We start from the raw sequence: 24,904 nt of genomic DNA on the forward strand, positions 1-24,904 counted from the left end.
ATTATTCAATACATTTTTAGACACTTTTTATATTTTTGTCCATTTTATTTTTTTGAACGTTCGCGTATTACAAAATTAGATTTAGAGGTTGTATATTTCTCATTTTTCTCATTTTGTTTTACCTTAGCTGGTTTCTTGCCTGATTTTTCGCGAATTTCAAATGATTTTTTCTCATTTTTCTTTTGCTTTTCTTGAGGACTTCGATTTTTATTGCGATTATTTCGACGTCGTGGCTTTTCAAATTTAGGTTGACGTGGCTTGTCTTCAAAAACACGTTCGGATGTGTAAGCTTCATCTTGTGACCGTACACGTCGTAAAACAAAATAAGCACAGCCATAATTACAATATTCATTAATGTAATCTTCTAGTCGATCAATTTTGTTTTCCGATTGCATTTTTTTTCTACTTACTGAAAAAAAGCCTTTTAAACGGAGCTGTTCAAAACCCCAATCTCCCACAATGTAGTCATATTTATCGAAAATATCGCTAAATCGCTGCTCCAGCTTTTCAGCATCAAATCCTTCACGATAATTGTAAACCAGATGAAAAGTTTTACCGCCTACTTTTACAATATCATCTGTAGCTGTAACCCGCTCTCCAGGGAAACGATTATAATTTAATTTTGATTCGTCAACTTCTTTTGGCACTTCCCTCTCCCCCTTCTCTTATTGTTCATTTTCTCGTTTTTTAATTCATTTGCTACTATTTCACGTAGAAAATACGGAAAAAGTATTTCTGCTTTCTCTTGCTTTTTCAACAAAGGAAAATACCAAGCAAAGAGATACTGGTCAGGAACGACTATACTATAAGATTCAGTATCAAGCACAGGCGTACTTCCATAATAGAAACTCCCTCTATCAAAACTTATTCCTTGAAAGATAAGTCGACCAAATCGTTTACCTCGAAAACCCATACCGCGAATATTTTGCCCCGACAGCATTGCAGATACATCAAGCATTTCGAGTAAAACTTCTTTCAATGCCTTCCCGCTCATCGTAAGCCGCACTAAACGCATGGAATGGGGCAAAAATTGGTGTAAATCATCTGAAGTAAGTTGGTGTGGCAATGCTTCTGTAACTAAGAGTCCAGTATTCAAAACACAAGCTCCCACGTTGCCATATCGGGCAAGTAACTCTGCAATAAAATGGCTGGCATTATAGTCAGGATAAACATTGGTCAGGCTATAAGGAATTTCTCCGACAGCCTTGCCTTGCAACATTTTACGTCCTTTCAACTCCCACAAGTTGATGTGTAAAGCATCACTTTTTTCTTTTTTTAGCGTGTTGGTAGCAATCGTGGAAATTTCTGAAGCAATTACTTTGTTATTTTGGTCAAAGGTAAGATTGATTTCTCCGATATGCTCCCCGTATCTTCCTGCAGCCGCAAGTAAGGTGCCATGTAATTCTGCCCCATGTTCAAAAAGATGATGCGTATGGCTTCCAATAATTAAATCGATATCGTATTTTTCAGCAATTTTTGCATCCACAGTTTTTCCCAAATGGCTCAAAAGAATCGTAAAATCACAATCCAGCGGCAAAAGCTGATCCAAGCAAGCTAAAGGATCAATAATATCCCAACCTGCTTGTAAATAAGCCGAATAAGGAGCTGTCAAACCAATGATTCCGATACGCATTCCCCAACTGCTTTCAATAATTTTAGGACCTTGAGTAAAAGGCATATTACTGATATTCGAAAGCAATATATCAAAGTCTGCTTGATTATATAAACAACTTAGCATTTCATGAGTTAAGCCTAAACCTTCATTGTTGCCGAGAGTTGCTGCTGTCAAATCCAGTTTATTCATCAGAACAACGTTAATCTGCCCTTCTGTTGCCTCGGTTAAAGGATGTACCCGGTCAACATTATCCCCTAAGTCAAATCGCAAGACATCTGGATGCCCAACTGATTTTTCCGCAAAAAAACGCTCAATCACTGGAAATCGTTCCAAATGCGAGTGCAGATCGTTCAAGTGAATAATGCGTAATGAATTCATTTTACCATTATAGCACAAAAAAGACCGCTAAAGCGGTAGCTTTTGTACTTTTATACTTACGCCTGCAAATCAAAAGCAAGGCTTCATTCCTATTTTCCTGTTGATCCGAAGCCGCCAGTTCGTGTAGATTTGACCACTTCTTCGTCTCCATCAGCAACCAAGAAAGGCATAAAGACTGCTTGAACAATTCTCTCACCTTTTTCCAAGATAACTTCTGACTCCGTAATGTTTTTCATCTGAGCAAAGATCTCACCTTCATTTCCTGGGTTATTGTAATAGTCACCATCAATGACACCTACCGAGTTAATCATCACCAAACCTTTTTTACGCGGATTTGACGAGCGATCAAACAGATACAGAACTTCTCCTGCTTGCATATATGCTTTCAACCCTGTAGATACCAGCTTGATTTCACCAGGTTTAATGGAAATGTTTTCAGCCACTGATAAGTCATAGCCTGCCGCATGCTTGGTCGCACGCATTGGTAATTCTAGGTTTTCATTTTTGTATTTACTTACTATTTCAAATCCACGTGTTTTCATAATTACTCCTTATTGTTTACTTTATAAATGGTAAAACCAGAAAAACGATAAATAAGACAACGACCGTTACTCCTGATAAAATTCGATTTTGCATTGGTACAGAATTCTTGAAATATTTGGGTGGAAAAACAGGAGCTAAAAGAAGCCCCCCAACTGCTCCTCCAACATGTGACCAAATATTGACTGAGCTAAGATTAAACATATTAAAGAAAAGATTAATCGCAATCAAGATGGTAAATGTCTTACCAATCTGTTTTAGCATCGGATGCCCTGTAAAGAAGCCAATTCCCGCAATTGCTGCAAAAAGGCCAAAGATCGACGTCGATGCCCCTGCAGATAAGGAGTTGGGCGAAAAAATAAAGGTTGCGGCATTACCAAAAATTCCTGAGAGAATATATATCAAACTGAAATTAAGACTACCAAATACAGCTTCAACCTGACGTCCAATAAAAAAGAGCGTCAGAGTATTCATGAGGAAGTGCGTCCATCCAATATGAATAAAAATTGGTGTAACAAGGCGCCACAATTGAGTTGGATCAGCTAAAATGGCTGGTGGAAATAATGCACCAGTGTTAAAAAGATTAATAGCCGAGGTTGCAGCTAAACCATAACGTAAAAATTGATAAAGCCAAACCATCGTTGTTAAAAGTGATAAAATATAAGTCGCTTTATGCTTCATAAAGTCTTTTTTTATCATATCAATGTTCATAAGTAAATATTTCTCCTATGCTTATATCATGAGGTTCTGGATGAAAGTCTTTGTGCTGGAAATCATAACATAGACTAACTGTCTGTCCAGAAAAGCTTGCCAGATAACGGTCATAATATCCCGCACCAAAACCAATCCGATAGCCTTCCTTATTCCAAGCCAAACCGGGGACCAAAATCAAATCAGGGACAATTTCATTTTCAGACTTAGGTTCTAGTATACCAAATTTTGTACGTTCTAAGTTATTTTTGTCGTACTTTACAAAAATCATCTGACGATTAGCGAAAGTTTTTGGTATAACTATTTGTTTATCTTCTTGCTTAAAAAGGCCTCCCAAATCAAATTCAAACTCTTGCGGCATATAGAGCGCAACAGTCTTCGCGCTCTTCCATTGTTCTGAAGCAAGCAGCTCTGCAATAATTTTCTGACTTTGGCGGCTTTTGTCAGCAAAATCAAAACTTTTCAGTAAATTTATCATTTCTTTTCGAATTAGCGCTTTCTTTTCCATACTTTATATGGTATCATAAAGCTGTAAGTTTTTTTCAAGTTAACGTTTGTGCTTTTTGTTACACGCTTTCCGACGATAAGATTTACCAAACTAAAGAAAGGATGTATTCAAATGGCACAAGGAACTGTAAAATGGTTTAATGCTACTAAAGGTTTTGGCTTCATTACAACTGAAGAAGGCAACGATGTATTCGTACACTTCTCAGCTATTCAAACTGATGGCTTCAAAACTCTTGATGAAGGCCAAAAAGTTAGCTTTGATCTTGAAGAAGGCCCACGTGGACCTCAAGCAATCAATGTTACTAAATAATTGGTAATTAAAGCACCTTTACGGTGCTTTTTCTTTTTGTTTAAACACCACAATAAAAGCAGCTATGCTATTGTTTTATAGATATAAAAAGTTTACAATGTATAAAGCAAAGAATTTAGGAATATTATGAAAGATTTAACAAAAGGAAACATTCTTAAGGGTTTAATTACCTTCACCCTCCCCTTGCTCTTGGGAAACTTTTTTCAAGTGCTCTATAATACCGCAGATACACTAATCGTTGGTCAAACTTTAGGGAAAAACGCCCTTGCTTCTGTAGGAGCTACAGGGTCCATCAACTTTTTAATCGTTGGTTTTGCTCAGGGTATGACCGCTGGACTCACGATTATCACTGCGCAACGCTTTGGTGCCAAAGATGCACATGCTGTCAAAAAGTCCTTTGTGACAGGGCTGTATTTTACGATAGCTATCTCGCTCTTGCTCAGTGTCTTATCGGTCCTATTTGTGGGGCAATTACTCCAACTTATGCAAACTCCTGCTGAGATTTACGAAGGTGCACATACTTTTTTGAGTATTATGCTAGGTGGACTTACAGCGACCACACTATATGCTTATTATTCAAATGCGCTCCGTGCCTTAGGTGATTCCAAGACACCACTCTATGCACTTATCGTCGCCAGTATTTTAAATATAGGCTTTGAGTATTTCGCAATCCTCGTTCTCCATTTAGGCTTAGCAGGGGCAAGTGCAGCTACGATTTTGGCCCAATGTATCTCTGTGCTCTATCTGATTTTACACATTAAACTCAAGGTGCCTGAGTTACATCTTAATCGCAAACTCCTTGCTTACAATGCACAAGAAATACGTACACATGCGCGCTTAAGCATCCCCATGGGATTTCAATCTAGTATTATCGCCATTGGCTCTATTACGCTTCAAGTAGCGCTTAACACTATGGGAACAAATGCTGTCGCCACTCAGGCTATTGTTTCTAAGATTGATCAAATCGCGATGCTGCCAATGATGTCGATTGGGCTTGCCATGGCTACTTTTGGAGCCCAAAACTATGGTGCAAAACAATATCGACGAATAAATCAAGGGCTTTTCCAAGCTCTACTCATTGCTGTTTCTTGGGCGATTGGCTTTGCCCTTCTTTTAGTAAGCTTGAACTACTACTTCACTACTGCTTTTATCTCACCAAACCAAACTGCTGTTATCGATATGGCTAGACATTATTATATTGTAAATGGTGGTTTCTACTGGCTACTTGCTATTCTCTTTGTCACACGCTCCACACTACAAGGCTTGGGCAATGCGCGCATTCCGACGATTTGTGGTGTGGCAGAGCTAGTTATGCGTGCCGCAGTGGCTATCATCGGTGTTAATCTCTTAAATTATACCGTGATTATTTCATCTAATCCTGCTGCTTGGATTGGATCAACCGCTATTTTAATCCCCACAACTATTCGGATGGTCCGTCGCTTTAACCGAGAAAACACACAAGAAAAAATCGTTCTTCCTTGAACGATTTTTTTATATTAGTCTTTATCCAATTCTTGATAGAGTAGTTTTTGCGCTACTGTCGGATTAGCTTGTCCTTTTGTAGCTTTCATGAGCTGACCAACTAAAGCTTTAGCTGCATTTTCCTTACCGCCACGATAATCCGCAACAGATTGTTCATTTTTAGCAAAGACTTCATGAATAATTGGCAAGAGTACAGCTGGATCAGAGATTTGAACCAATCCTGCCTTCTTAACAAAAGCTTCTGCTGATCCGCCGTTTTTAGCTAATTCGAGGAAGACTTTCTTCGCAATTTTAGATGAAATTGTCCCATCCGCAATCAAACGCAACATTTCTGTAAGATTTTCTGGGGTTAATTGAATATCTTTAAGTTCCAGATGTGCTGTATTCAAGTATTGTGCAACTTCCCCTTGAAGCCAGTTGGATACCAATTTGGCATCACCACCTAGTTTAACAGCCGCTTCAAAGAAGTCAGAGACATCTTTTGAAGTTGTCAACTGGCGTGCATCATATTCACTGAGGCCCATTTCCTCTACATAACGCACACGACGCGCAGCTGCGAACTCAGGAAGTTCCGCACGTACTTCATCAATCCAAGATTCAGAAATTTCAATACGTGGCAAATCTGGCTCAGGGAAATAACGGTAATCCGAAGCCCCTTCTTTAACACGCATCAAGATAGTTTCACCTGTTTTATCATCAAAACGGCGTGTTTCTTGACGAATTTCACCACCAGCACGAAGGATCTTCGCTTGACGCTCAATTTCGAAGGCTAAAGCTTTCTTCACATTACTGAAAGAGTTCATGTTTTTCACTTCTGTTTTAACACCAAACTCTTCTTGGCCATAAGGACGCAATGAAATATTGGCATCACAACGCATTGATCCCTCTTCCATCTTCACATCAGAAATACCTGTGTAGAGAATCAACTCACGTAATGCTGTTAGATAAGCATAAGCTTCATCAGCGCTACGCATATCTGGCTCAGAGACAATCTCAATCAATGGCACCCCTTGACGGTTCAAGTCAACATAAGAGTAGCCATCGGTTCCGTGCGTATTTTTACCGGCATCTTCTTCAATATGTGCACGCTCAATACGTACAGTCGATTTAGTACCGTCTTCAAGTTCAATTTCAATAGAACCATTGTAACCAATAGGTTCATCTGCTTGTGAAATTTGGTAAGCTTTAGGATTATCAGGGTAAAAATAATTTTTACGATCAAAGTGCATACTCTTTTGAATCGACATATTCATGGCAAGAGAAGCTTTCATCCCAGCAACGACAACACCTTTGTTCAATGTTGGCAAAACCCCTGGCATTCCCCAGTCAATAACATTCGTATTGACATTTGGTTCAGAGCCAAATTCAGCTGGAGTTGGGCTGTAAATTTTTGAGTTTGTATTTAACTCAACATGGACTTCAAGTCCAATGACTGTTTCAAAGTTCATCTTATTTTGCCCCTCCTTCTGTAAAGATAATTGGTTTTTTCTTATGATGATCTGTCGTTGCTTCGAACGCTGCTGCGACTTGATAAATTGTCTCCTCATCGTAGCGTTTACCAATCAATTGCATACCAACAGGTAGACCTTCGACATAACCCGCCGGAATCGAAATTCCTGGTAAACCTGCAAGGTTGACTGGAATAGTTAAAATATCTGAGAGATACATTTGAACAGGATCTTTTGATTTTTCATCGAAGCCAAAGGCAACCGTTGGAGCCGTTGGGCCAAGAATCAAATCATAATCCGCAAATACTTTATTAAAGTCTTCGATAATCATTGTACGCACTTGACCGGCCTTTTTAAAGTGCTTATCGTATGCCCCTGCAGAAAGACTAAATGTACCTAGCATAATGCGACGTTTGACCTCATCGCCAAAGCCTTCTGAACGTGATTTCACATAGACATCTTCAAGGTTTTCGATATCCTGTGCACGATAACCATAACGAATACCATCGAAGCGTTGGAGATTTGAGCTCGCTTCTGAAGAAGCGATGATGTAGTAAACAGCTACCCCATACTTGCTATGTGGCAAGCTCACTTCTTCAACAATAGCCCCTAAAGATTCTAAGTGTTTCGCCGCCGCCATAATTTGCTCTTTGACTGCTGGATCAATGCCTTCACCAAAGTATTCTTTAGGCAAAGCAATCTTCATTCCTTTAATATCTTGTCCTATTTTTGAACCAAAATCTGGCACAGCTACTTCTGAACTTGTAGCATCTTTAGCATCACTACCTGAGATAACATTTAAAAGTTGTGCATTTTCTTCAACAGTAGCTGAAAAGGGACCAATTTGATCAAGTGAACTAGAAAAAGCAATCAAACCATAACGAGAAACACGTCCGTAAGTTGGTTTCAGACCCACAATACCACTGAACGAAGCTGGTTGGCGAATCGAACCACCTGTATCGGATCCCAATGACAAGCGTACTTGTCCACTCGCAACAGCACTAGCTGAACCTGAAGATGATCCACCAGGTACTTTTGTTTGATCCCACGCATTGTACGTTGGCTTAACAGAAGAAGTTTCCCCTGAGCCCCCCATTGCGAATTCGTCCATATTGGCTTTACCAATAATAACCATGCCATTGTCATAAAGCTTTTCAACGACAGTTGCATCATAAGGTGGGATAAAACCAGAAAGAATTTTACTTGCTGCAGTTGTTTCAATATTCTTAGTAACAATATTGTCTTTAACTGCTAAGGGAATACCGTCTGTAAGTTTTGCTGCATCAATCCCACGCGCATCAATAGCAGCTGCTTGCGCTAGTGCTTCTTCATCTAATACAGAAACAAAACTGCCCATTGCTGCTTCACGTGCATGCACATCATCCAATATCGCCTGTGTCAAGTCAACAGCAGAGATTTCCTTTTTCACCAAGAGGTCATGCAACTCTTTAATTGTTTTATTATTCAAAGCCATTATGCATCTCCTCCATCAGCCAACATTGCGGGAACCTTAATAAAGCCATCTTGCTTCGTTGGTACATTACGCATTAATTCATCGCGGTCATCACCCGGTACAGCAATATCTTCACGCATGCGGTTTAAGTTATCCGCAACGCTCATCGTAAATTCTACATTTTCCGTATTGACTTCCTCTAACTGCTCCACCATTTCGATAATTTTATCGAGTTTATCCGTCACAGCATCAAGTTCATTTTTCTCAAATTTAAGCTTTGACAAAGTTGCCACATGCTCCACTTGTTCTTTTGTAATCTTGCTCATGTTATTTTCCCTAACTATTAAAGATTTTCATTCTCAATTATAGCAAAAATCTTTAAAAACTGATACAGCTAGGCTTTACTGCCTACTGCCTTTACCACAAGTAAAAAACCTCTCACTATGAGAAGTTTTTTTATTACTTTTAAGGTTAGAAGTTACGACCTTCAAGCTTTGTAAATAAACCTTGGTTAAGAACTTTGAGGTAAGTCCCTTTCATTCCCAACGAACGGCTTTCAATAACACCAGCAGATTCGAGCTTACGTAGTGCATTAACGATTACTGAACGTGTAATTCCAATCTTGTCGGCAATGACTGAAGCAATAACATGTCCTTCTTCACCATCAAGTTCTTCAAGAATTGCTTTCACAGCCTTCATTTCTGAATACGAAAGTGTATTGACTGCCATGTTAGCCATTGTGTCTTTACGGATATTTTCTTCCATTTGTTCAAGCTTAAGATTTGAAAGTTGAACACCGATAACTGTTGTTGCAAGCTCTGCAAGTACAAGATCATCATCACTGAATTTTCCGTCTGTACGCCATAAGATGAAGGTTCCCAAACGCATACCACTACCATAGATTGGTGCACATGTTGTCAAACCATTAGGATACTCACCTAAAAGTTCTGCAGGAAATACTGACAAAGGCTCGTTAATTGTGATATTTGCTAAAGTGTCATAGATACGGATAGCCGCACGTGCATAGTCTTCTGGCAATTGTTTTTGTACATGGAAAAGTTCATTAACACGATCGTTGTTAATTTCGTATGGCAGTGAATAGCCCAAAAGTTTCCCTTTTGTATCAATGATACAAGCATTACAGTCAATAACGTTGGCTAAACGCTCTGTCATGTTATCATAGGGTAACTCCTGCTTTAAATCAGTTACTCCATCTTGCAGAACTGATGTAATTTTGCGGGTTTTTTCTAGTAAAGTAGCCACGGTTTTCTCCTATTATATTATTTTCTAAATAAACTCTTAATGAATTATAACACAAAAAAATTCAAAAAACAACAGGAATAGTCAGAAAATTCGCTTTTTTCATTATAATAAAACAAGATATACAATTATGTATATCTTATTTCTTTTTATATACAGAAAATTGACTAACATTACCAACTTCCACTTTTTTGTAAGAATCTTTAAGTGTTTCTTTTACTGAATCTGAAAGATCCTGTCCACTTTGCACTACGACATACTTGTTGCCTGCGTTAGCAAAGATTAAATCAAAATTCTGATGGAATCTAACTGGATAATGACTAGGAAAGCTATCTATAGCACCTACGCGCTGTGCCCGTAGGTTAATATTTTTATCTGCTGCTATAGACAGCACCTTATCTTCTTTTGTAGTGTCTGCTTTCACAAACTGAGAAACTTGTTGTTCTTCTGAGAAAATCTGTTGATGCATTGTTTGCGTAACAATAGGCGCCCCTATCACAAAGAGTAGGGCCAAAATTGGCGCAAAAAGCTTTGCCTTCATATAATCTTGTAAGATATTCTGACGTTGATCCACGGCATCTTGCAAGGTATCACTGACAAATAATAGAAGTAATGGCAAGATAGCAAGTAAGTTTGAGCTTTCAAATACTTGAGAAAAAATAACAAATCCCAAAACAAGAATCGAACCAAACAGCAATAAGAGTTGCCAGATAAATGTTTGACCCGATTTCTTAATATTGCGTATACCATGCACAAAGTTGGCTGCAAGACCAAATACTAAAAGAAATACGAGAGCTTTCAGGAGTGACATCCAAAAATTATCCGTAAAGCCTAATGTCGTAAGCGGAATAATGATGGATTGTTCCATTGATGTATACAGAACTTGCGCATTTAAGGAATAAAAGGCAACAGTATAGCCCACTAACAATACACCAAATAAAATTGCTAAAAGTTGATAAATACCACGACCAATTCTTTTATTTTGAATATTAAAGATAAGCAAAGCGAGACATGAAAGAACCCACATAATCGTCATAATTGGCGATATAACAAGAACAAGAGCCCCGCTCATACCAAAGATGATAAAAGCTTCATCACGCGCATCTTGACGCAGATAACGGTCGAAGAACTGTAATGCCCACAGTGCAAAAGGTAAAGCAATCAAGGTGGGTGCTGTGCCCCCTTGAGCCAGACCCGCAATCGAAACCAATGTAAAACCGGTGGTAATACGTGCTGCTAAGCGGCTACGGGTGCGTTGTGAAATCAAACGATAAACTTGTACACCACTCATAAACAAGGCTAAGATTTGGAAAAGGTAAAGTAGCCATGTTGTTTGACCAAAATGACCAAGCCAATTAATCAGATAAAAGACAATCCCGCCCGAGCCCCAAAAATCATTATAAGGCACTAGACCAGCTTGCATTGCCATCCCCGAATAGAGATATTGCGATTGCACACCTGCTGGTTGAAGATTAAATATAGGGAAAGCATAGAAACTGAGACTAAGCACTAAGGAAACTAGCGCAATAAACAACCAATCGGCAGGCATAAGACGCGGTGTTTTTTCTCTGCTCGGCACAAAACTCGCTTCTGCTTTATGACGACGTGAATAAAATCCCCCATCTCCTTCATGAAATTCATGGTCTTCATGAACCTCAATCTCCTTGGATTCTTCGATTTCTTCTGATTGTTCTAATTGTTTTTTATGTTCATGCCTTAGTGAACGTGAACCATATCTTTTTTTCATTTAATTTTCCTTCAAAGAGTAATCACTAAATTATAACAAATTTCTTCGAAGTACTCAATTTTTGCTAAAAATTTTATGTAATAATTTATAATATTTTTACATTGATACAATAAAAAAAGAGGCTACGCCCCTTGGTTTATCAATAAACTTCGTCGTCTTGATTTTCCATAAAGTTATTAAAAACTTCTTCAATCATATCCCATTCAGCATCGGAATCTTCAGCGATAGGTTGTAAATCCCCCTCAGTGCCATCTTCATTTTGAGTAAATGAATAGGCTTGGATTTCAACTTCACCATTATCATCTTCTGCACCATCAACAGGCATAACGAGGACATAGTTTTTACCAAATTCTTCTTGACCATCAATAGTGATCAAGATTTCAAAAAGGCTTTCATTACCGTTATCATCAATAAGAGTGATAAAACGGTCTTCATGGTCATGGTCATGTGTATGTTCTGACATAATATTTCCTACTTCTAAAATAATTTGTGTGCATCAAGATAATTTTGCAATATCAAGACAGCAGCGAGTTTATCGATTGATTTTTTACGGTCCTTACGACGAACCCCACCATCAATCAATACTTTTTCTGCTTGCATCGTCGTCAAGCGTTCATCTTGGTATTCTACAGTAACATCAAACGTTTCGGTAATTTTTTCACCGTAGTTTCTTGAAGCTTCTGCCCGAATACCTTCATCATTATTCATATGTTTGGGTAAACCAAGTACGATTTTTGAAGGTTTATATTCTGTAATTAGCTCTGCTAAGCGTTCAAAACCAAGCGCTCCAGCTTCACTATCAATCTTTATTGTTTCGACAGGCTGAGCGGTCATTCCCAACAAATCACTTACAGCTACACCAACAGTCTTCGTACCGACATCCAAACCTAAAATTCTACTGTACATTAAAGTTGTACACCGTGTGCTTTTAAGTATTCTTTAATCAATTCTTCAACAATATCATCACGGTCAAAACGACGGATTTTGTTACGCGCATCGTCGTGACGTGGAATATAAGCTGGATCTCCTGACAAAACATAACCTACCATTTGGTTGATAGGATTGTAACCTTTAGCATCAAGTGCACGATAAACATTTACAAGTGTTTCGCCGATTTCTTTTTTACTTGAATCATCAAATTCAAAGCGGACTGTTTCATCTGTAAAACTCATAATATGTACCTCCTTTGGGTAGGTTCAAGCAACTGCTTAAAAATCCTTTTAATTAATTTTTTCTAATAATGCTCTTTAATTATACATCATTTCTGGCACTAATTCAATCTATTTCGTCTAGCAGCTCGAGCAAATAGTCCCATAAACTAATCTATTAGAGCGTTTTTTCATCCGATATTTAAGGGAGAATATTACCTGCTGCCATATACAAGTCATACCATTCATTACGACTGAGAACAAGGTCACTCGCATTCGTTACTTCCAAAATACGTTGCTCCGTCATCGTACCAATTATTGTTTGCATACCTGCTGGATGGCGATTAATCCAAGCTATGGCAATCCCTGAAGGTGTGAGATTATATTTTTCAGCATATTCCTCAAGCTTTTTGTTTAATTCTGGGAATTTATCATTGCCAACAAAAGGTCCATCAAAATAACCATGCTGGAAAGGAGACCAAGCTTGAATTGTCATCTTATTTATACGGGAGTACTCTAATACTGAACCATCTTGCATGTGACTGGCCTGATTGGGAATGTTCACATTGAGACCTGCATCAATCATTTCGGTATGCTTCAAGCCAAATTGAAGCTGATTAAAGAGCAACGGTTGCTTCACTGCTGTTTTAAGCAACTCCACCTGCATCGGATTTTGATTTGAAACGCCAAAATAACGTACCTTGCCAGATTTCTCGAGCTCGTGGAAGGCCTCGGCAACCTCTTCTGGCTCCATTAATGTGTCTGGGCGATGCAAGAGCAAAGTATCGAGATAGTCCGTCTGTAGCCGTTGTAAAGAGCCTTCTACCGACTTGATAATATGTTCTTTTGAAAAATCAAAGGCAACCCCTGGGCGGATAGCGCATTTCGATTGGAGATAAATGTCTTCCCGTCGAATAGAGGTTTGCGCCAAAGCCTCGGCAAAAACCGTTTCACACTGTCCAGCACCATAAATATCCGCGTGGTCAAAAAAGTTAATACCATTTTCATAAGCTGTCTCAATAACTTTGACAGGATTTTTTCCTGGTTCTATGATACGCATACAGCCTAAGATAATTTGTGAAGCTTGCATATCGGCAATCTGAATTTTTTTCATCAACAAAAACTCCTCTTCTTTTACAATAAATTCATTATATCACAATAAAAGTAAACGCTTTACTTTCCCAAGAGTTATTTTTGTTCCTTTTTATGAATCATGTTTCCAAAAGAAAAAACCCACCCGAGGGTGAGAATCTTTTTTACAATTAAACTGTAAGTGAAGCACGTCCTTTACGACGACGAGCTGCAAGTACACGACGTCCGTTTTTAGTTGCCATGCGTGCACGGAATCCGTGAGTAGTCTTACGAGGTTTTTTATGTGGTTGGTAAGTACGTTTCATTTGTTAAATCCCTGGGCTACTTCACTTGGGAAAGTAGCTCCACCGTTCTTGCGGTGTTCCTTTCTTTCATTTCTGTGCTTAAAGCATACTAAAATATTCTACACCAAATCATCTCAAATGTCAAATTTCTTTTGTGACGGTGATATAACGATTGTATTCGTTACCTTCAGAATGGCTAGAAACACCTTCTTCTTTCGATATAATTGTATGCACAATCTTGCGTTCATTCGACTGCAAATCATTAATATACACCGTCTCGCCAGAACGTGCGCGCTCTGCTGCACGATGTGCTAAACTTGTTATATATGCTTTACGTTTTTCATGATAATCACCAACATTGACAGCAATATTTACACGTGTACTCAAAATACTGTTGGCATAAGCTTTAGCCAAAGTTTGCAGACTTTGCAAAATCTTCCCATGTTTACCAATGAGTAATGCATCTTGATTAGAATTTAGGTTAAAAACAATCAAGGCACCTTCTTTTGCAACATTCACAGTTATTGCAATGCCCATTTCAGAGGTAATATTTGTTAAGTAAGTTGAAATTTTATCTGCAAAAGCTGTTTCCTCAGCAGTTAATTCCATCGGTACAGCCTTAGCTTTTTCTTTCACCTTCTCAGGAATCTCAACTTCTGGAATCGGATCTTTGCTTTGAGCGATGTCTGCCTTAACTTCTTCAATTATAACTTCACGTTCTTCTGGAGTTAATTCGCCTTCTTGTTCTTTTTCAGCTGCACGGACAGCTTTAACAATTTGACTTAACTCAAGAGTAGCTTCCATGGCCGACTGCGCTTTAGGCACACCAAGATTAACATCTTCAACACCACGTTCTGCTAAGCGATCTGCTTTGCGAATGGTTTCTTCTTTGATTTCTTCTATATCTACGAGGGCTCGCTTTTTTCCAAATCCTAAAAAACCACGTTTTTCTTTTTGTTTTACATGAATATGCACATTTTCACGTTTTACACCTAAACGGTATAAACCGCGTTCTATTGCTTCTTCAACTGTTCTCCCAGTAAAAATAGTCATGATTTAAAACTCCTATCTCCTGATTTACTTTTTATTTTTCAAAGCCTTCTTCAGCGCCTTCTCACGTGCTTTTACTTTATCCTTTTCTGCTTGAGCTTTGGCTTCACGCGCTGCGATTATTTTGAAGGGGTTGGCAATAAGTAAAGTTTGTAACACTTGGAAGCCATTTGACACTACCCAGTAAAGAGCAACACCACTTGCGACATTGATTGCAAAAACAAAAATCATCACAGGCATAGCAAACGTCATGGTACTTGTCATTGCATTTTTCTCAGGGGCTGATTTCATTGTCAACCAAGAGCTAGCAAATGTAAAGAGTGCTGCCAAAATTGGAAGGATAAATGTTGGATCTTTATCCCCGATATTAAACCAGAGGAAGGTGCCGTGTTTTAGGAAGTCCACACGTGTCAAGGCTTGGTACAATGCCCATAGTATTGGCATTTGCACTAAGAGCGGTAAGCAACCTGCATAAGGATTGACCTTGTTTTTAGCGTAAAGTTCTTGTGTTTCTTCTTGAACTTTACGACGCGAATCCACGTCTTTACCTGGATATTGCGCTTGTATTTTTTTAATTTCAGGCTGAATTTCCTGCATTTTTTGGCTAGACTTGATTTGAATATTCATCAAAGGCAAAAGTGCCGCACGAATAATCAAGGTAAATAAAATAATACCAACAGCTGTCATACCACCAAATGACAAGAAACGAATAACCTGAGCAAATCCATAAACTATCTGTTCCCAAAAGTTTGTTGAATGTTGTGTGACCTCAGAACGTCCACAGGCAGCCAATAAGAGTAAAGAAGCACTTGCCATCGAAAGCAAAGTTATTTTCTTTTTCAATTCTTTTCTCCATCTTTATAAATTTTAGACAATTTCAATACATGCTTGAGATTTTTTCTTACTTCATCAAAACTGAGTTTTTCGACTCCTGGACGTGCAATAATCACAAAATCTTCGTCTTCTAAATGAGAAGAAAACTCTGCTACTGCATGTCTAATGAGTCGCTTCACACGATTCCGTGTGACCGCATTTCCAATCTTTTTACTTACTGAAATCCCTGTACGAAAATGCTGTTGCTCAGTATCGAGTTTATATACAACAAATTTTTTATTGGCAAAGCTATTTTTCGCTAAAAATATTTGTTCAAAGTCTTTCGAGCGTTTTACACGATAGGTCTTTTTTATAGCCAAGCCACTCTCTCCCATACTAAAAATTATCTCCATTATTTTAACACAAACTAGAGGAAAAGTCACTTTTTTCTAAGAAAGCGCTTTTTCATGCTTGCTTTATCTTGCATATCATTACTTATAAGCCCAAAACCATGTTAGAATGAAGGTAAACAAAAGATAGATGTAGCCAAGAGCCAATAAAGTGATCTTCATTTCGCTTCCCTAAACATAATGGCTCAAAGAATCAATCCCCTTTGATTCCCGACTACACCTTTTCCTCCTCACACATTTGTTGGCTCTTGTGGGGAGGTTTTTTAATGCCTCATGACCTCCATGGTCTAAACAACATCTTATGCGAGTGATATTATTCCTATTTTTATCAAAAATTTTGGTATAATAATGCGATGAAAAAACGTAAAAAGAAAAATTTCGCTCTATGGACAATCAGTATCATAAGCCTCCTCCTGCTCATTGATTTAGGAATCACATATTACTTCTATTCCATTGCCTATATCCGAAATGATGCTCCCGTAGGCCAAGTTCAAGCATCAAGTAAAAATTATCCTCTCGTCACACAATTTGATAAGTTGAATAAAAAAACGCTTACCATAGAAAATGGTGGCTTAAAACTCAACGCCTGGTACATTCCTGCAGAACATAAAACAAATAAAACTGTTATCGTCGTCCACGGTTTTCGTCAAAATAAAGAAGCGATGCGTCAATATGGCCAACTCTTCCATGACCTAGGCTACAATGTTCTTATGCCTGATAATCGCGCTGCTGGAGCCTCTGAAGGCCAGCTTATCACTTATGGTTACTACGATAAAAAAGACGTGATTGCCTGGTCAAAAAAATTAACACAAGAAAATCCTGAAAGCCGTATTACTTTATTTGGTCTTTCTATGGGAGCAGCAACTGTTATGATGGCTTCGAGTGAGACAGAATTACCTAGCTCTGTCAACAGTATTATTGAAGACTGTGGATACACTGATGTCTGGTCAGAAATCACCTATCAAGCCAAATCAACCTACAATATCCCACCATTTCCCCTTGTCTATAGTTTATCCGCTATGAATAAAGCACGTCAAGGTTGGTTTTTAAAAGAAGCAAGTGCGACACAAGCACTTTCGCAAAATGAACGCCCAATTCTCCTTATTCACGGCGATTCAGACACTTATGTTCCTACATCAATGCTTAAGGAAAACTACCAAGCAGTCAAATCGGGAACACCAAAAGAAATGCTTTTAGTCAAAGGTGCTGCACATGCTAAGGCTTTTGAGACAAACCCTGAACTTTATCGTCAATCTGTTGAGAAATTCCTGAAAACCTATAACAGTTAATCATTTTATCCTGCCAAATCATTCTATTGCAGTTTATTCTTGCATTCCACTTCCTAAAATGGTATTATATTAAGGTACCAATTCGCGGAAGTGGCGGAATTGGCAGACGCGCAGGATTAAGGATCCTGTGGCCTATCTTGGCTGTGCGGGTTCAAGTCCCGCCTTCCGCATATTATTTAAACGTCTAGTAATTAGACGTTTTTTTTGTTTCCACATCTACTTCAAAATTATGTGCAAAAATGGTATAATAATGACATCAAGAAACTATATATTTGCAATAATCAAGGCACTTAAGTCTTGAAATAAGGAGATAATACACGACATGATGAATATGCAAAACATGATGAAGCAAGCGCAAAAGTTACAAAAACAAATGCAAGCTTCACAAGAAGAAATTGCTAACACTACTTTTTTTGGTAAAGCAGCACAAGATTTAGTAGTTGCTGAATTTTCTGGTGATCGTAAATTAACAAATTTAACTATCAAGAGTGATGTAATTGATCCTGAAGATCCTGAAACATTGCAAGATTTAGTAGCAGATGCTGTAAATGATGCCCTTACTCAAATCGAAAAAACAACCGAGCAAAAACTTGGCAAGTTCTCTAAAGGACTTCCCTTCTAATTAAAAAAGCCATGAAAGGCTTTTTTATTTTACTTCTGTTTATAAATTAGATTGAAAAATCAAAGAACAAGATTTTTGTCATCTTTAAACACAAAAAAAACGCGAATTTCTCCGCGTTTTTCTTATTTTGTATATTCTTCAACGAGTGCTACAACTTCTTCCATTGTTGCACATTCAGTAAGCGCTTTGTTTGAAAGTTCTTCCATCTTAGTTGAGTCCAAACGTTTCATCAATGAACGTGTTTGGAGAACTGATGTTGCTGACATTGAGAATTCATCAAGTCCGATACCCATGAGAAGTGGAACAGCAGTTTGATCACCGGCCATTTCACCACACATACCAGCCCATTTGCCTTCAGCGTGAGCCGCTTTAACAACATTGTTGATAAGGCGAAGGATAGATGGGTTGTAAGGTTGGTAAAGGTATGAAACTTGCTCATTCATACGGTCTGCAGCCATTGTATATTGAATCAAATCGTTTGTACCGATTGAGAAGAAATCAACTTCCTTCGCAAATTGGTCAGCCAACATTGCTGCTGCTGGGATTTCGATCATGATACCTACTTCGATACCTTCCGCTACTGGAACACCTTCGGCGATCAATTTAGCTTTTTCTTCGTCGTAGATTTTCTTAGCAGCACGGAATTCTGTAACCAATGCGACCATTGGGAACATGATACGGAGTGTACCGTGAACTGATGCACGGAGAAGTGCACGAAGTTGTGTGCGGAACATTGCATCACCACTATTAGAAAGTGAGATACGTAAAGCACGCCAACCCAAGAATGGATTCATTTCTTCTGGCAAGTCAAAGTATGGCAAAGTTTTGTCACCACCGATGTCCATTGTACGAACAACAACTGGTTTACCATTCATACCTTCAAGTACTGCTTTGTAAGCTTCGTATTGATCTTCTTCCGTTGGGAAGTCTTGAGCATCCATATAGAGGAACTCTGTACGGTAAAGACCAACAGCTTCCGCACCATTGTCGTTAACACCTTCAACATCTTTAGGTGTACCAATGTTTGCAGCTAACTCAAAGTGTTTACCATCAGCTGTTACTGTTTCAGCATCCTTAAGAGCAGCCCATTCAGCTTTTTGTGCCGCATATGCTTCACCAGCTGCATGGAATTCGCTTTGTTGTTCTGGAGTTGGATCAAGAACGACTTCACCTGTCAAACCTGAAACAGCCATAAGCTGACCTTCAGAAACAAGTTCAGTGATATTGTTTGTACCCAATACAGCAGGAATTTCAAGCGTACGTGCCATGATTGCTGAGTGAGATGTACGTCCACCAATGTTTGTAACAAAGGCTTTAACGTATTTCTTATCAAGCTGTGCAGTATCTGATGGTGTCAAGTCTTCAGCAACAATGATCACTTCTTCGTTAATCAAAGCTGGGCTTGGCAATTTAACACCAAGAAGGTTTGCCATTACACGTTTTGTAACGTCTTTAATATCGGCAGCACGTTCTTGCATATAAGCATTGTCTTCCATACCTTCAAAGATAGCAATGAACATGTCAGTGATTTCTTTAAGGGCTGCTTCAGCATTAACTTTTTTAGATTCAATAGTAGCTTTGATTTGAGCTGTCATATCTGGATCTGCAAGAACCATCATATGTGCGTCAAATACAGCTGCGGCTTCTTCTCCGAGGCTATCTACTGCTTTATCTTTAATGATTTGAAGCTCGCTTTGAGCGGCAGCGAGAGCTGCATCAAGACGAGCTTCTTCATTTTCGATATTCTCAACAGTCACTGTCTCAAATGACAAATCAGGTTGAACAAGCAAGTATGCCTTCGCTACGGCTACACCTGATGATGCAGCGATACCTTTAAGCATAGATGTCATTATTCAGCAAGACCTTCCTTAACCATTGTTTCAGCGATTGTGCTCAATGCGTCATCAGCATCAGCACCTTCAGCAGTGATAGTTACATCAGCGCCTTGACCAACACCGAGTGACATAACACCCATGATTGATTTAAGGTTTACAGATTTACCTTTGTATTCAAGGTTAATTTCTGAAGTGAATTTAGAAGCTGTTTGAACGAGCAATGTAGCTGGACGTGCGTGGATACCAGTTTCTGCAACGATGTGGAATTCTTTAGATGCCATTTTTGGAATCTCCTTATTTCAATTTTTATTCGATAATGCCTTTTTATTCAGCATATCTATACTTTAACATTATACTACAAAGTGAAAAGGTTTGCAATCATTTTTTCATTAAATTATCTTCATCATTTCGGCTTTTTTATTTATCCTCTGAAATTATTATATTTCCGCTTGATAAATCTCCTGAATCAAGGCCTCTGTTTTCTCCCAACCAAGACAAGCATCCGTGATTGATTTTCCAAACACTTCCGGTTGGTCTTGACGTCCATCTTCTAAATACGACTCAATCATAAAGCCACGTACATAACGTCGAATTTTTTCATCCCAATCACGATTAACTAAAGTTTGTCGTACAATTCGAATTTGCTCCATATATTTTTTACCCGAATTATCGTGATTGGTATCCACAATGATAAAGGGATTCTTCAGTCCCATTTTTTCGTAATTTTCAATAACTTCCTGCAAATTATCCGTATAGTAATTGGGAAGATTTTTGCCATGCTCATCCTGCCCACCACGTAAAATGGCATGTGCCAAAGAATTTCCTGCAGTTTGCACTTCTGCACGACCAAAGAGGAAGTCTTGTTCTTGCTGCGCCGCGTAAATACCATTTAGCATGACTTTGATATTACCTGAAGTTGGGTTTTTCATTCCCGTTGGCGCATCAATCCCCGATGCCACGAAGCGATGTTGCTGGTTTTCCACCGAGCGCGCACCAACTGCATAGTAAGAGACCAGATCATCGACTAAGGGTAGATTTTCTGGGTAAAGCATTTCATCAGCGGTAGTCAATCCTGTTTCTGTAATAACCTTATAGTGGAGATCACGTACCATGCGAATACCGTTGATAAGATCAGCTTCACCTGATGCATCTGGTTGATGAATGATTCCTTTGTACCCTTCTCCGTTTGTTCGTGGTTTCGCTGTATAGACACGCATTACCATGAAAATCTTGTCTTTTACTTTTTCTTGGAGCTTAGCCAAACGATGTGCATACTCCAGAACAGCTGCTTCATTGTCCGAGGAGCAAGGACCAATAATTAACAAAAGTCGGGAATCTTCCCCTTTGATAATTGCTTCTAATTCTCTGTCTCTTGCTTCTTTTCGCTGATGTTGTTTGCTATCAAGGTGGCCCAGCATTTTGACTGCGTCAACATTTATTTCTGGACTTATTATTTTGAAAGACATCTCTCTCCTTTCAATTTATTGATATCTTTTGTATTTATCAACTTAGAAAAATGAAACACCCTAAGTTAGGGTGTTTCATCTATTTTATCACTTTTTTATCTAAGCTCTGTGAACGCGACCATGACAGTTCTTATATTTTTTACCTGAACCACATGGACACATATCATTACGACCAACTTTACTGAAATCAATACCTTCTGCAGAAGCTTGTCCCACATTTGTCAAGTTTTCTTGTGAAGCCGTTACAGTTACACGCGGTGCTTGTTCTTGAACAGCAGTTTGCGGATGAATTTGAGCTTTCATCATCAAACGAGTTACTTCAAACTCAATTGCCCCGATCATGTTGTTAAACATCTTATGTGATTCTTCTTGATATTCAACAATCGGATTATTTTGTGCATAACCACGTAAGCCCACAGACTGACGCATTTGATCCAGATGATCAATATGTTCTGACCAATTGTTATCTACCACACGAAGGATAACAGCACGTTGGAAGTCAATCTGCCGCTCTTTATCACCCAAGCGTCCCATTTGTGTTGCATAATGTTCTTTAACTTTTTCAAAAAGAAAATCCTTAATTTCTTGTGGGCTTTTACCACGAAGATCATCGATGTTAAAGATATCTGCTGAGAGCATAGTGTTTTCAACAGTTTCATAAAGATTGAGTAGATTTGCTTCTTCCTGCAAATCACCTGTTGCTGCATGTCCGTCAACTTGGCGATCAATTGTACGTTTAAACATACCGTACAAAGCAGGGGTCATGTCTTCTGTCGCTACGATTACTTCATGACGTTGCGCATAGATAACTTCACGTTGTTCACGAATGACATCATCATATTGCAAAACTTGTTTACGCGAATCGTAGTTATTTCCTTCGACACGTTTTTGTGAGCCTTCAATTTGACGTGTAATCAAACCAGATTTGATGACTGCATCATCACCACTGATACGCATACGATCAAGGAAAGCAGAAACACGTTCAGAACCAAAACGTTTCATTAAGTCATCTTCAAGCGATAGATAAAATTGAGAAACACCAGCATCCCCCTGACGACCAGAACGGCCACGGAGCTGATTATCAATACGACGGCTTTCATGACGTTCAGTACCAATTACTGCGAGACCTTGATATTCTGGATTTGGATGCTCTTTAACACCAGGGCCAAGCTTAATGTCGGTACCCCGACCAGCCATGTTGGTTGCAATGGTTACAGCACCTTGTTGACCAGCATTCATAATGATCTGTGCTTCACGGAAGTGATTTTTCGCATTCAAAACTTCATGCGGAATTTTAGCTGCGACCAATTTTTTCGAAATAATCTCAGAAGTTTCAACAGCAACCGTACCAATCAAGATAGGTTGTCCCTCAGCATGACGTTTCTTCACGTCGTCCAAGACAGCATTCAGTTTTGCTTCAAGTGTTGGGTAAAGCAGGTCTGGATGGTCCACACGGCGGATCGGACGGTTCGTTGGTATCGGGATAATTTGAATATTATAGATTTCACGGAACTCTTCTTCTTCCGTTTTCGCTGTACCAGTCATCCCTGACAATTTTTTGTACATACGGAAGTAGTTTTGAATCGTAATTGAAGCCATAGTTTTAGATTCGTCTTGAATCGGCACACCTTCTTTGGCTTCAATCGCTTGGTGTAACCCATCCGAATAGCGACGGCCAGGCATTGTCCGACCTGTAAACTGGTCAATAATCAAGACTTCTTGTTGGTCATCAACCATATAATCAATATCATGAAGCATGATATAGTTGGCACGGAGTGCATTGTCCACAAAGTGAGTCAAGGCAACATTTTCCATGTCATAAAGATTTTCAATATCAAAGAAACGTTCTGCTTTATCTATCCCCTCATCTGTGAGTGAAATAGTTTTAGATTGCAAGTCAATCTTATAATCATCACCTTCTTCGTAATCTTCACGACCAAGCAACGTTTTAGCAAACTGATCTGCGCGGTAATAAAGCGCAGAAGATCCTTCTGCTTGACCTGAAATAATCAATGGTGTACGTGCTTCGTCAATCAAGATCGAGTCAACCTCATCGACAAGCGCGTAGTTAAGCGGACGCTGTACCATATCTTCATAACGGGTAACCATGTTGTCACGCAAGTAATCAAAACCAAGCTCGGCTGATGTTGAATAAGTAATGTCACAGTTATAAGCTTCACGTTTTTCTTCTGGTGATTTAGAGTTAAGGTTAAGTCCAACAGTCAAACCGAGCCAGTTGTATAATTCACCCATTTCTGTTGCGTCACGTGTTGTCAAATACTCATTGACTGTAACCACGTGTACACCTTTGCCAGAAATCGCATTTAAATAAACTGGCATAGTAGCTGTCAGAGTTTTACCTTCACCGGTACGCATCTCCGGAACGTCACCATTGTGGAGAACAATCCCCCCCATAATTTGCACGTGGAAAGGAAAAAGACCAAGGACACGTTTTGCTGCTTCACGGCAGACAGCAAAAACTTCATACAACATGTCGTCAAGACTCTCGCCTGCAGCTGCACGTTCTCTAAATTCTTCCGTTTTGGCCTGCAGTTGCTCATCTGCTAGAGCAGCCATTTCTTCTTCGTATGCTTCGACTTTTTGAGCCATTTTATCTAATCTTTTTAGCTCTTTTTTGTCGTTTTCTACTAATTTTTTAATAAAATTTGCCATGTATTCTCCGTTTATCATCCATTAAGGGATATTACCTTAATTTTAGCATTTTTAAAGGTTTTTTCCAATAGTTACCCCAGAAATATAAATATAACTGTATTATTTAGCAACATATTTGTAATTAGGATCAATTTCCTTATCAAGTTGAGTAAATGCGGCCTCCAAACGACGATTTACTTCTTCAATACCCTCAGCATTTGCTTTTTTAATATCTGAGATATCAATAGGCTCTCCAAAATTCAATTGTACTTTTTCACGCTTAAAAATACCTTTCATAGATAAAGGCCCTTGATAAACAGCAGGAACAATCCGAACCTTAGCCATTTTAGCGATAATCGTAACACCACCTTTGAGCTCGTTGGAGTGACGTGATCCTGTTGGAAACATGATGAGAGATTTATCTGATTTTTTTAACATCTTCACTGGATACTGAATGACTTCACGTCCAGGATTTTCACGATCGACTGGGAAAGCTCCACATTTTTTAATCCACCAAGCAAAAAAAGGGTTTTTGAAGAGTTCTTTCTTGGCCATAAAGATGAACTGTTTTGGACGAGTCGCAAAAGCCATATAAACAGGATCAAGAATCATACGATGTGGCGCTACTAAGATATAGTTCTCTGACTTATCTGGAAGTCGTTCCGTATGGTGGTATGTAGCCTTACCATTAAATATGAAAAGTAAAAAGCGAACTAAACCGCGTAAAAATATATAAAACATAACTGATAGAATACTCCTAAAAATATTTAGCTTTATAAATTTTATACTATT

General features: G+C 38.8%; 27 protein-coding genes and 1 tRNA gene. 5 read left to right on the forward strand and 23 right to left on the reverse strand.

Features of this window, described 5'->3' with window-relative positions; translation table 11 throughout:
- Positions 1-44: 44 nt before the first annotated feature.
- From KJS37_RS03010 to KJS37_RS03030, 5 genes are all read right to left on the reverse strand, one after another.
- On the reverse strand, positions 45-647 hold the full coding sequence (locus KJS37_RS03010; RefSeq protein ID WP_165713340.1) for a YutD family protein: 603 nt from the start codon (positions 645-647) through the stop codon (positions 45-47).
- Positions 617-1,993 carry a bifunctional metallophosphatase/5'-nucleotidase gene (locus KJS37_RS03015; protein WP_213495856.1) on the reverse strand — a complete coding sequence of 459 codons (1,377 nt, stop codon included), beginning with the start codon at positions 1,991-1,993 and terminating at the stop codon, positions 617-619. Before KJS37_RS03015 ends, KJS37_RS03010 begins: the two co-directional genes overlap by 31 nt.
- Before the next feature lie 89 nt (positions 1,994-2,082).
- A complete protein-coding gene (locus KJS37_RS03020; RefSeq protein WP_096368837.1) occupies positions 2,083-2,535 on the reverse strand; it encodes a dUTP diphosphatase in 453 nt (150 codons plus the stop codon).
- Between the two features lie 16 nt (positions 2,536-2,551).
- Entirely contained in the window at positions 2,552-3,244 is a 693-nt protein-coding gene (locus KJS37_RS03025; RefSeq protein ID WP_213495858.1) for a rhomboid family intramembrane serine protease, read from the reverse strand.
- Positions 3,234-3,752: a 5-formyltetrahydrofolate cyclo-ligase gene (locus KJS37_RS03030; RefSeq protein ID WP_213495860.1), complete on the reverse strand. Its 519-nt coding sequence runs from the start codon at positions 3,750-3,752 to the stop codon at positions 3,234-3,236. Before KJS37_RS03030 ends, KJS37_RS03025 begins: the two co-directional genes overlap by 11 nt.
- Positions 3,753-3,863: 111 nt before the next feature.
- Between KJS37_RS03030 and KJS37_RS03035 the strand changes: the two genes are divergently transcribed.
- Positions 3,864-4,061, forward strand: a complete 198-nt coding sequence (locus KJS37_RS03035) for a cold-shock protein (protein ID WP_003133641.1) — start codon at positions 3,864-3,866, stop codon at positions 4,059-4,061.
- Positions 4,062-4,187: 126 nt separating this feature from the next.
- Positions 4,188-5,543 carry an MATE family efflux transporter gene (locus KJS37_RS03040; RefSeq protein ID WP_213495862.1) on the forward strand — a complete coding sequence of 452 codons (1,356 nt, stop codon included), beginning with the start codon at positions 4,188-4,190 and terminating at the stop codon, positions 5,541-5,543.
- Positions 5,544-5,557: 14 nt separating this feature from the next.
- Here KJS37_RS03040 and gatB read toward each other — a convergent pair whose 3' ends face one another.
- The 13 genes from gatB to rnpA form a co-directional block, all read right to left on the reverse strand.
- A complete protein-coding gene (gatB, locus tag KJS37_RS03045; protein ID WP_165711746.1) occupies positions 5,558-6,991 on the reverse strand; it encodes an Asp-tRNA(Asn)/Glu-tRNA(Gln) amidotransferase subunit GatB in 1,434 nt (477 codons plus the stop codon).
- 1 nt (position 6,992) lies between these two features.
- The gene (gene gatA / locus KJS37_RS03050; RefSeq protein WP_213495864.1) at positions 6,993-8,465 is read right to left on the reverse strand and encodes an Asp-tRNA(Asn)/Glu-tRNA(Gln) amidotransferase subunit GatA; all 1,473 of its coding nucleotides are present in this window, start codon (positions 8,463-8,465) and stop codon (positions 6,993-6,995) included.
- Positions 8,465-8,770 carry an Asp-tRNA(Asn)/Glu-tRNA(Gln) amidotransferase subunit GatC gene (gatC, locus tag KJS37_RS03055; protein WP_017368695.1) on the reverse strand — a complete coding sequence of 102 codons (306 nt, stop codon included), beginning with the start codon at positions 8,768-8,770 and terminating at the stop codon, positions 8,465-8,467. The genes gatA and gatC overlap by 1 nt, the downstream gene beginning before the upstream one ends.
- Before the next feature lie 145 nt (positions 8,771-8,915).
- A complete protein-coding gene (gene codY / locus KJS37_RS03060; protein ID WP_003133634.1) occupies positions 8,916-9,707 on the reverse strand; it encodes a GTP-sensing pleiotropic transcriptional regulator CodY in 792 nt (263 codons plus the stop codon).
- Positions 9,708-9,843: 136 nt separating this feature from the next.
- The gene (locus KJS37_RS03065; RefSeq protein WP_213495866.1) at positions 9,844-11,451 is read right to left on the reverse strand and encodes a putative glycosyltransferase family protein; all 1,608 of its coding nucleotides are present in this window, start codon (positions 11,449-11,451) and stop codon (positions 9,844-9,846) included.
- Positions 11,452-11,590: 139 nt separating this feature from the next.
- Positions 11,591-11,914, reverse strand: coding sequence for a DUF1292 domain-containing protein (locus KJS37_RS03070; RefSeq protein WP_003133632.1), 324 nt, complete (start codon positions 11,912-11,914; stop codon positions 11,591-11,593).
- 14 nt (positions 11,915-11,928) lie between these two features.
- Positions 11,929-12,357 carry a Holliday junction resolvase RuvX gene (gene ruvX / locus KJS37_RS03075; protein ID WP_017368693.1) on the reverse strand — a complete coding sequence of 143 codons (429 nt, stop codon included), beginning with the start codon at positions 12,355-12,357 and terminating at the stop codon, positions 11,929-11,931.
- Positions 12,357-12,623, reverse strand: a complete 267-nt coding sequence (locus tag KJS37_RS03080) for an IreB family regulatory phosphoprotein (RefSeq protein WP_003133629.1) — start codon at positions 12,621-12,623, stop codon at positions 12,357-12,359. Before KJS37_RS03080 ends, ruvX begins: the two co-directional genes overlap by 1 nt.
- A 178-nt stretch (positions 12,624-12,801) precedes the next feature.
- Complete coding sequence (locus KJS37_RS03085) at positions 12,802-13,713, reverse strand: aldo/keto reductase (protein WP_017368692.1); 912 nt, start codon at positions 13,711-13,713, stop codon at positions 12,802-12,804.
- Positions 13,714-13,861: 148 nt separating this feature from the next.
- Positions 13,862-13,996: a 50S ribosomal protein L34 gene (gene rpmH / locus KJS37_RS03090; RefSeq protein WP_003135255.1), complete on the reverse strand. Its 135-nt coding sequence runs from the start codon at positions 13,994-13,996 to the stop codon at positions 13,862-13,864.
- Positions 13,997-14,116: 120 nt separating this feature from the next.
- Positions 14,117-15,028 (reverse strand): RNA-binding cell elongation regulator Jag/EloR, encoded by a 912-nt coding sequence (gene jag / locus KJS37_RS03095; RefSeq protein ID WP_017368691.1) that lies wholly within the window; start codon positions 15,026-15,028, stop codon positions 14,117-14,119.
- Positions 15,029-15,052: 24 nt separating this feature from the next.
- A complete protein-coding gene (locus KJS37_RS03100; RefSeq protein ID WP_003133626.1) occupies positions 15,053-15,868 on the reverse strand; it encodes a YidC/Oxa1 family membrane protein insertase in 816 nt (271 codons plus the stop codon).
- Positions 15,865-16,233, reverse strand: coding sequence for a ribonuclease P protein component (rnpA, locus tag KJS37_RS03105; RefSeq protein WP_019291921.1), 369 nt, complete (start codon positions 16,231-16,233; stop codon positions 15,865-15,867). The genes KJS37_RS03100 and rnpA overlap by 4 nt, the downstream gene beginning before the upstream one ends.
- Positions 16,234-16,601: 368 nt before the next feature.
- Here rnpA and KJS37_RS03110 point away from each other — a divergent pair, with 368 nt between their 5' ends.
- The 3 genes from KJS37_RS03110 (at position 16,602) to KJS37_RS03120 (ending at position 18,159) form a co-directional block, all read left to right on the forward strand.
- On the forward strand, positions 16,602-17,537 hold the full coding sequence (locus KJS37_RS03110; RefSeq protein WP_213432761.1) for an alpha/beta hydrolase: 936 nt from the start codon (positions 16,602-16,604) through the stop codon (positions 17,535-17,537).
- Between the two features lie 84 nt (positions 17,538-17,621).
- Positions 17,622-17,707 (forward strand) — tRNA-Leu (locus KJS37_RS03115).
- A 152-nt stretch (positions 17,708-17,859) separates the two neighbouring features.
- Positions 17,860-18,159, forward strand: coding sequence for a YbaB/EbfC family nucleoid-associated protein (locus KJS37_RS03120; protein ID WP_096368848.1), 300 nt, complete (start codon positions 17,860-17,862; stop codon positions 18,157-18,159).
- Between the two features lie 122 nt (positions 18,160-18,281).
- Here KJS37_RS03120 and ptsP read toward each other — a convergent pair whose 3' ends face one another.
- The 5 genes from ptsP to KJS37_RS03145 form a co-directional block, all read right to left on the reverse strand.
- Positions 18,282-20,009, reverse strand: coding sequence for a phosphoenolpyruvate--protein phosphotransferase (gene ptsP, locus KJS37_RS03125; RefSeq protein ID WP_003133622.1), 1,728 nt, complete (start codon positions 20,007-20,009; stop codon positions 18,282-18,284).
- Positions 20,009-20,275 (reverse strand): phosphocarrier protein HPr, encoded by a 267-nt coding sequence (locus KJS37_RS03130; protein WP_003133620.1) that lies wholly within the window; start codon positions 20,273-20,275, stop codon positions 20,009-20,011. The genes ptsP and KJS37_RS03130 overlap by 1 nt, the downstream gene beginning before the upstream one ends.
- Positions 20,276-20,431: 156 nt before the next feature.
- Positions 20,432-21,460 carry a 3-deoxy-7-phosphoheptulonate synthase gene (locus KJS37_RS03135; RefSeq protein ID WP_213495868.1) on the reverse strand — a complete coding sequence of 343 codons (1,029 nt, stop codon included), beginning with the start codon at positions 21,458-21,460 and terminating at the stop codon, positions 20,432-20,434.
- A 99-nt stretch (positions 21,461-21,559) separates the two neighbouring features.
- A complete protein-coding gene (secA, locus tag KJS37_RS03140) occupies positions 21,560-24,133 on the reverse strand; it encodes a preprotein translocase subunit SecA (protein WP_213495870.1) in 2,574 nt (857 codons plus the stop codon).
- Positions 24,134-24,232: 99 nt separating this feature from the next.
- On the reverse strand, positions 24,233-24,853 hold the full coding sequence (locus KJS37_RS03145) for a lysophospholipid acyltransferase family protein (protein WP_017368684.1): 621 nt from the start codon (positions 24,851-24,853) through the stop codon (positions 24,233-24,235).
- Between the last annotated feature and the right edge of the window lie 51 nt (positions 24,854-24,904).

Source organism: Lactococcus formosensis (genome assembly GCF_018403745.1).
Classification (GTDB): Bacteria; Bacillota; Bacilli; order Lactobacillales; family Streptococcaceae; genus Lactococcus; species Lactococcus formosensis.